At 63.6% G+C, this 7012-nt stretch carries 10 protein-coding genes and 1 pseudogene; 5 read left to right on the forward strand and 6 right to left on the reverse strand.

Going from position 1 to position 7012, the window contains the following annotated elements; all coding sequences use genetic code 11:
- From JT360_RS32590 to rpsP, 4 genes are all read left to right on the forward strand, one after another.
- Positions 1–204: hypothetical protein (locus JT360_RS32590; RefSeq protein WP_214477471.1), on the forward strand; the 204-nt coding region annotated here is incomplete at its 5' end.
- Positions 205–355: 151 nt separating this feature from the next.
- Positions 356–1960: a signal recognition particle protein gene (ffh, locus tag JT360_RS32595; RefSeq protein ID WP_214477473.1), complete on the forward strand. Its 1605-nt coding sequence runs from the start codon at positions 356–358 to the stop codon at positions 1958–1960.
- A 7-nt stretch (positions 1961–1967) separates the two neighbouring features.
- Positions 1968–2294, forward strand: a complete 327-nt coding sequence (locus tag JT360_RS32600) for a chorismate mutase (RefSeq protein WP_019862096.1) — start codon at positions 1968–1970, stop codon at positions 2292–2294.
- Between the two features lie 58 nt (positions 2295–2352).
- Positions 2353–2754 carry a 30S ribosomal protein S16 gene (gene rpsP / locus JT360_RS32605; RefSeq protein WP_214477475.1) on the forward strand — a complete coding sequence of 134 codons (402 nt, stop codon included), beginning with the start codon at positions 2353–2355 and terminating at the stop codon, positions 2752–2754.
- Positions 2755–2824: 70 nt separating this feature from the next.
- On the opposite strand, the gene JT360_RS32610 is transcribed toward rpsP, so the two are convergent.
- The 6 genes and pseudogenes from JT360_RS32610 to JT360_RS32635 form a co-directional block, all read right to left on the reverse strand.
- Positions 2825–3088, reverse strand: a complete 264-nt coding sequence (locus JT360_RS32610; RefSeq protein WP_214477477.1) for a YMGG-like glycine zipper-containing protein — start codon at positions 3086–3088, stop codon at positions 2825–2827.
- A 148-nt stretch (positions 3089–3236) separates the two neighbouring features.
- Positions 3237–3764 carry an SRPBCC family protein gene (locus JT360_RS32615; protein ID WP_214477479.1) on the reverse strand — a complete coding sequence of 176 codons (528 nt, stop codon included), beginning with the start codon at positions 3762–3764 and terminating at the stop codon, positions 3237–3239.
- Between the two features lie 17 nt (positions 3765–3781).
- Positions 3782–4192, reverse strand: a complete 411-nt coding sequence (locus tag JT360_RS32620) for a DoxX family protein (protein ID WP_214477481.1) — start codon at positions 4190–4192, stop codon at positions 3782–3784.
- Positions 4193–4335: 143 nt separating this feature from the next.
- Positions 4336–4827, reverse strand: coding sequence for an SRPBCC domain-containing protein (locus JT360_RS34020; RefSeq protein ID WP_214477483.1), 492 nt, complete (start codon positions 4825–4827; stop codon positions 4336–4338).
- Positions 4828–4867: 40 nt separating this feature from the next.
- Positions 4868–5215, reverse strand: coding sequence for an ArsR/SmtB family transcription factor (locus JT360_RS32630; RefSeq protein ID WP_214477485.1), 348 nt, complete (start codon positions 5213–5215; stop codon positions 4868–4870).
- A gap of 141 nt (positions 5216–5356) precedes the next feature.
- A pseudogene (locus JT360_RS32635) lies at positions 5357–6285 on the reverse strand (bestrophin family protein).
- A 150-nt stretch (positions 6286–6435) separates the two neighbouring features.
- Here JT360_RS32635 and JT360_RS32640 point away from each other — a divergent pair.
- The gene (locus tag JT360_RS32640) at positions 6436–6843 is read left to right on the forward strand and encodes an ACT domain-containing protein (protein ID WP_214477487.1); all 408 of its coding nucleotides are present in this window, start codon (positions 6436–6438) and stop codon (positions 6841–6843) included.
- Positions 6844–7012 lie beyond the last annotated feature (169 nt).

Genomic DNA, 7012 nt, shown 5'->3' on the forward strand with positions numbered 1-7012 from the left:
CAGCCTCCTTCGCCCCGTCACTATACGGGGAGAAGGTGCCGGCAGGCGGATGAGGGGCAGCGCCAACCTGACGCGATTGCCGTATTCGGCCTTTCCCTTGACTCTACGCGCGATTTCCTGTCTACACGCCCCGAATTCCGCGACGAGTATCCCTCCGAGCAAGCCGACCAGGACGCCGAAACCTCTTTGAGGTGGGTGCTGTAAATCGATCCTGGAGGCCAACACCCGGCAGCGCTGAGCGCCCCCGGGTGCTTTTTGGTTTTGGGCTTTTGCTTGGACTGGCTTTTGCTTGGAGACTGGGCGCGAACGCATTACCTCTCGGGCACCATCCGGGTGCCAGGGAAAAGGAAACAGAATGTTTGAATCGCTACAGGAACGTCTTGGTTCGATCCTGAACGGCCTGACCGGCCGCGGCGCGCTGTCGGAGGCTGATGTCTCGGCCGCGCTGCGCGAGGTCCGCCGTGCGCTGCTCGAGGCCGACGTGGCGCTCGAAGTGGTGCGCTCCTTCACCGACAAGGTCCGTGAAAAGGCTGTCGGCGCCGCGGTGCTGAAGTCGATCAAGCCCGGCCAGATGGTCGTCAAGATCGTCCATGACGAGCTGGTCGACATGCTGGGCGCCGAGGGCGTCGCCATCGACCTCAATGCGCCGGCCCCCGTCGTCGTCATGATGGTCGGCCTGCAGGGCTCCGGCAAGACGACCACTTCGGCCAAGATCGCGAAGCGGCTGACCGAGCGCCAGAACAAGAAGGTCCTGATGGCCTCGCTCGACACGCGGCGCCCCGCCGCGCAGGAGCAGCTGCGCCAGCTCGGCGAGCAGGTCAAGGTCGCGACCTTGCCGGTCATATCAGGCCAGAACCCCGTCGACATCGCCAAGCGCGCCGTCCAGGCCGCCAAGCTCGGCGGCCATGACGTCGTCATCCTCGACACCGCCGGCCGCACCCATATCGACGAGCCGCTGATGGTCGAGATGGCCGACATCAAGAAGGTGTCGGGCCCGCATGAAATCCTGCTGGTAGCGGATTCGCTGACCGGCCAGGACGCCGTCAACCTGGCGAAAAGCTTCGACGAACGCGTCGGCATCACCGGTCTTGTGCTGACCCGCATGGACGGCGACGGCCGCGGCGGTGCCGCCCTTTCGATGCGCGCCGTCACCGGCAAGCCGATCAAGCTGATCGGCACCGGCGAAAAGATGGACGGGCTGGAGGAATTCCACCCCAAGCGCATCGCCGATCGCATCCTGGGCATGGGCGACATCGTCTCGCTCGTCGAGAAGGCCGCCGAGAACATCGACGCCGAGCAGGCGGCGGCGATGGCCAAGAAGATGCAGTCGGGCAAGTTCGACCTGAACGACCTCGCCCAGCAGCTTCAGCAGATGTCGAAAATGGGCGGCATGGGCGGCATCATGGGCATGATGCCGGGCATGGGCAAGATGAAGGACCAGATGGCCGCCGCCGGCCTCGACGACAAGATGTTCGGCCGCCAGCTCGCCATCATCTCCTCGATGACCAAGGCCGAGCGGGCCAATCCCGACATTCTCAAACACTCGCGCAAGAAGCGCATCGCCGCCGGCTCCGGCACCGACGCCGCCGAGATCAACAAGCTCTTGAAGATGCATCGCGGCATGGCCGACATGATGAAGGCGATGGGCGGCAAGGGCAAAGGCGGCGGCCTGATGCGCGGCATGATGGGCGGCCTCGCCTCCAAGATGGGCCTCGGCGGTATGATGCCCGGCGGCGGCCCCGGGGGTATGATGGGCGGCATGCCCGATTTGTCGAAGATGGATCCCAAGCAGCTCGAAGCCTTGCAGAAGCAGGCACAGGCCGCCGGCCTTGGCGGCATGAAAGGCCTGCCCGCTCCCGGCGGTGGGGGCCTGCCCGGTCTGCCCGGCGGCATGAAACTTCCAGGGCTTCCCGGCGTCGGCGGCGGCGGTCTGCCCGGTCTCGGCAACAAGAAGAAGTGAGGCAGCGATGAACGAAGAAAAGGACATGGCCGACGCCCGCACCATCCTGGCTGGCTACCGCGCTTCGATCGACAACATCGACGCCGCCCTCATCCACATGCTGGCCGAGCGCTTCCGCTGCACCAAGGCGGTCGGCGTGCTGAAGGCCGAGCATGGCTTGCCGCCGGCCGACCCGGCGCGCGAGCAGCAGCAGATCGCCCGCCTGCGCCAGCTGGCCAAGGATGCGCATCTCGACCCCGATTTCGCGGAAAAATTCCTCAACTTCGTCGTCCGCGAAGTGATCCGCCACCACGAACAGATCGCCGCGGCCAACGGCGTGACGAAAACCGGCTAAAAACAAAGATTTTAGCCGCAACTCTATCAACGAAATCAGAGCTTTTAGGAGAAAAGAAATGGCACTGAAGATCAGACTGGCCCGTGCGGGCTCGAAGAAGCGTCCTTACTACCATGTCGTCGTCGCCGACGCCCGTTCGCCGCGCGACGGCCGGTTCATCGAGTCGCTCGGCTCGTGGAACCCGCTGCTGCCGAAGGATGGCGAACGCGTCAAGGTTGACGCCGACCGCGTCAAGCATTGGCTGTCGCACGGCGCCCAGCCGACCGACCGCGTGCTGCGCTTCCTCGACGAGGCCGGCCTTGCCAAGCGCGACGCCCGCTCCAACCCGAAGAAGGCCGAGCCGGGCAAGAAGGCCCAGGAGCGCGCCGCGCTTCTGAAGAAGGCGCAGGAAGACGCCGCAACTGCCGTCGCGGCCGCTGCCGCCGCTCCGGCCGAGGCGGAAGCCGCCACCGCCGAATAAATATTGCTTTATCGGATCGACGAAACGGCGGGCCTGTGCCCGCCGTTTTGCTATTTGCAGTTCTGAGCGATCAATAGCCGCTCGGGCAGCGGTCGACGTAGACACGGCCATGACGGTCGCGATAGCGGCATTGGCCGGCTTCGCTGGCATGACCGATCAGGGCGCCCGCCACGGCGCCAACCGCGCCCCCGACGACGGCTCCCTGCACGGGATTGTTGGCAACAGCAGCGCCGACGGCCGCACCGCCCAGACCACCGACAGCCGCGCCCTTTTCCGTTTGCGAACATGCGCCGAGCGCCATCGTCAACATCAGGATGGTCATCGCTTTCTTCATTGTCGTTCCTCTCACACGGATCGCCGTCCTCGCCGTCACGTGCTAAACTCACGAACCGCTAATTTGATCCCGAAGACCTTGAAGATTTTGCGTTTTCGGCGCCAGCGCCGCTCTGCCGGCTCGCCGTTCGGACCAAGCCGAGGGTCCTTCACCCCTCTGTGGCGCGCTTGAGATTGGCGAGGCCGACCTCGAAATCCCTGCCTATCAGCGTATCGAAATTCATGAACAGGCCCATCAGCTTGGCGATGAAGGGCCGGCTGCCGCGCATCGCCCAGCTAACGGCGGTGGCGCCGCCCGAGGGCGTCAAGGTGAAGTCGACGCTGTTGTTGGCCCGGAACGGCTTCTCGAAATCGAGCTTGAGCGAGACTAGCGAGGACGGCACCGAATTGACGATCTCCATGCGGCCCTGGCCGGCCTTGCCATTGCTTTCCCAGGCATAGGCGGCGCCCTTGCCGCTTGCGGCACCGGAGAGGGTCCGCTTCATGTTGGGGTCGAGCTTTTCGTAAGGCGACCATGTTGGCCAGCGGCTGAAATCATTGATCAGCGGGAAGATCGCTTCCGGCGGAGCCTTTATGGTGGCCGTGCGGGTGGTGACAAAATCATTTGACCGCGTCGCGGCGTAGATGAAGACGGCGGCGACGATGGCGACCAGGATGATGAGGATGGTGCTGAACATTTTTCTCTCCTTCGAGACTATCGGCTGAACGGGATCAGCGCGCGCACCCTGGGGTCGCGCAGGTACAGGCCGCCCCACAGGATGATCCCGAGATAGACACCGAACAGCTCGTGCGAGAACAGCGGGCTGTCGACGCGTACCTTGGTGGCGATGGCGCCACCCATATAGGCGGTGAGCAGGATGGCGCCGAGCACCGAGGTGCGCGGCAAGACATAGAGCGCCGTCGAGACCAGGCCGATGACGCCGAGCATGCGCGCGACATTCGGGTCTGCCGGCCAGCCGAGCGGCACCATCGTCTGGGTAACGATGTCGAGCGGTGGCAATTTGATAGCCCCGTCGAAGATCATGAACAGGATAATGAGGCCGCTGAGCACGCGGCCGGTCCACAGGGCGCCGGACGAAACGGGCGCGCTATGAGAAATGGTCATTGGTCTTCCTCCGGGTGTTTCGGGTTCAAGCGCTGGCCTTCTTGATGAAGGTCGATCCAAGGACGCGCGGCGGGACGATGGCCCGACACGCCAAGGGATTCTTTTTGTTATCCGGTGCAGCGGAGCGCCGGGCCGCGCTTCGTTCAAAGCGTCTTCAGATAGGCCTCCAGGCGTGCGTAGCTCGCCATGACCATCTGGCCGAAGCCCATCTTCACCGCCATGTCTCGAGCGGCGATCGAGTTGGCGCGGATGTTGGCGACGATCCGCGTCCCGCCACCGGCGTCCTCGAACAGGATGGTCGTCACCATGTTAGGCGCCGGCAAGCTGCCCTGCCATTGGCTGCGATCGAGCGGCGCGTCGCGATAAACGATCCGTTCCGGCGGCGTGATCTCGAGATAGACGCTGTTCGTCGGATATTCGCTGCCGTCGGCAAAGCGCATGGTCAGACGCCATTCGCCGCCCGGCCTCACATCCATCTCGCAGACCGGATAACTCGATCCTTCCGGCCCCCAGAACCGCACCAGATGATAGGGATCGGTAAACAGCTTGAACATCAGCACGCGCGGCGCATCGAACGTCCTGGTGATGACAATCACCGGGTCGTCGGATGGAAGTTCTATCGACTGACCTGTCACTTTCTTGCCCTCCTTGTTTGACTCTGGCGGCTTCAATGCTTCAATTATGACTGCCGTCAGGATCTCCCTTCTGCAAAGCCTGCAGATAGGTTTCAATCCGATCGAACCGCGCGTCCCATAGGGCACGATAGGATTCCAGCCACTCATCGATCTCGCGCAATGGCTCCGGTTGCAGGCGGCGTGGCCGAAACTGCGCGTCGCGGCCGCGCGCCACCAGACCTGCGCGCTCCAGCACCTTGAGATGCTTCGACACCGCGGGAAAGCTCATGGCGAAGGGCTCCGCCAGCTCCGTCACCGAGGCCTCGCCGCGCGACAGCCGCGCCAGGATGGCACGCCGCGTCGGGTCGGCAAGCGCCGCGAGGGTCAGGCTGAGGCTGTCGGTTGTCATTGCGTACAAAACCAAATGGTTATATAACCTTTTGGTTCTATACGAGATATCGAGCGACGCGTCAAGAGCCACCTCGAGAAGGCTGAGCTAGCTGCGTCTCTTCGCCGGGTGAATCGAAAAAAGACCCGGACCAGGAGCTGGCTACGAGAAATAGAACTTCTCGGCCGGCAGCATCTTTGGCGGCGTTTCGCCCAGCGCCTCGAACACCGACATCTCGCAGACGCGGCACAGGCCATCGAGGGCAAGGTCGTTGGCCTCGGTGCCGAATGGGTCCTCGAGTTCTTCCGAAAGCGCGTCGAGGCCGAAGAAGGTGTAGGCGATCAGCGCCATGAACAATGGCGTTGCCCAGCCGGTGGTCGAGATCAGCCCGATGGGCAGAAGCAGGCAGACGATGTAGGCCGTGCGGTGCACCAGCAGCGTATAGGCGAAGGGCAAGGGCGTGCCAGCGATCCGCTCGCAGCCGGCCTGGATGGCCGTGATCGATGCCAGTCTTTCATCAAGGATACGGAAGCCGATCGCATCGAGTTCGCCGCCCCGGCGCTGCGCGTTGGCGCGGCGACCCATGCGCCTGACCATCTCGTCCGCCGGGTTGGCGAATGCGGCGGCTTTGTCCGCTTCGGCATCGATAAAAGTGCGGGCGTCTTTCACGCTATCGATCTTGCGCAACTGCCCGCGCAGGAAATGGCAGAACGCCAGCGCCTCCATCAGCAAGGCGCGCTGCTCGGTGCGGTCAGGGATAAGACTGGTGGTTGCGCGGGCCAGATTGCGGATTTCGAAGACCAGGTGCCCCACAGCTTGCGCGCCTCCCACCAGCGGTCGTAGGCGGCATTGTTGCGGAACGACAGATAGATCGACAGCGTCACGCCCACCAGTCCGAAAGGTGTGATGTTGAAGACGCCGAGATCGAGTTCGAACCACCGCGCCAGGGCAAGGATGACCGCCGAATAGATGGCGAACCCAAAGATCTGCGGCAGGATGCGTGGCACCACGGAGCCGCGCATAATGAAGAACAGCTGCAGGAAGGTGGGGCGCGGACGAACGATCATAGGCGGCCTTTCACGGACCGGCATCGGCCCTCAACTCCTGTATTGTGCGACGCGACAAGTCCGCAAGCCCAGCCGACAACGACATCGCCATGTCGTGCGCGGTGTGCGGACTATCGGCATGTGCCGGCTGCGGATATTGAGAAGCTGTGGCCCCGTTCCTGTTAGGCGTGAAAAATGACCGGCGAGACCGATCTGAAGACATTGTTGGCATCGATGACGCCGGAATTGCTCGACGGCATCTATGTCTTCGCCAAGCTGGCACCCGGCGTCCCTCAGCCGGACGGCCTCGAACCGGTGATGGTGTTTCGCGAACGCGAGGGCACGACACTGATTGTGACCGAGGAGGCGGCAAGGACAGCCGGACTGACCGCTTCGTTCCGTTGCCGGATGATAACGCTGAACATCCATTCGTCGCTGGAAGCAGTCGGCTTCCTCGCCGCCATCACCACGCGGCTCGCAGCAGCCGGCATGGGCGTCAATCCGGTTTCGGCGTTCTACCACGACCATCTGTTCGTCCCCGCCGACCGAGCCGAGGAGGCAATGGAATTGCTGCGGGAGCTGGCCGAGGACAGCGCCGGCTGACCGGCATCCAGTCGAACGAACCAAGCGCGGCCCGCATGATCTTGGCGATCGAGCCTGCGTCTAGACCGACGGCCGGTCGTAGTGCGAGTTTGGCGGAATCGTTCATGGTCGTTTCACATCGGAGGCCCGTGCTCGCCCCCCATCCCCCCCCGGCCCCTCTCCCCCCTCC

The sequence above is a fragment of the Mesorhizobium sp. dw_380 genome (genome assembly GCF_018588885.1).
In the GTDB taxonomy this organism is placed as follows: domain Bacteria; phylum Pseudomonadota; class Alphaproteobacteria; order Rhizobiales; family Rhizobiaceae; genus Mesorhizobium.

What these genes read in the sequence shown, in the direction of transcription:
- JT360_RS32600 (WP_019862096.1), top strand. Translation starts at nt 1,968, where the DNA reads ATGAACGAAGAAAAGGACATGGCCGACGCCCGCACCATCCTGGCTGGC.
- JT360_RS32615 (WP_214477479.1), bottom strand. Translation starts at nt 3,764, where the DNA reads ATGTTCAGCACCATCCTCATCATCCTGGTCGCCATCGTCGCCGCCGTC.
- JT360_RS32640 (WP_214477487.1), top strand. Translation starts at nt 6,436, where the DNA reads ATGACCGGCGAGACCGATCTGAAGACATTGTTGGCATCGATGACGCCG.
- JT360_RS32610 (WP_214477477.1), bottom strand. Translation starts at nt 3,088, where the DNA reads ATGAAGAAAGCGATGACCATCCTGATGTTGACGATGGCGCTCGGCGCA.
- rpsP (WP_214477475.1), top strand. Translation starts at nt 2,353, where the DNA reads ATGGCACTGAAGATCAGACTGGCCCGTGCGGGCTCGAAGAAGCGTCCT.
- JT360_RS32630 (WP_214477485.1), bottom strand. Translation starts at nt 5,215, where the DNA reads ATGACAACCGACAGCCTCAGCCTGACCCTCGCGGCGCTTGCCGACCCG.
- ffh (WP_214477473.1), top strand. Translation starts at nt 356, where the DNA reads ATGTTTGAATCGCTACAGGAACGTCTTGGTTCGATCCTGAACGGCCTG.
- JT360_RS32620 (WP_214477481.1), bottom strand. Translation starts at nt 4,192, where the DNA reads ATGACCATTTCTCATAGCGCGCCCGTTTCGTCCGGCGCCCTGTGGACC.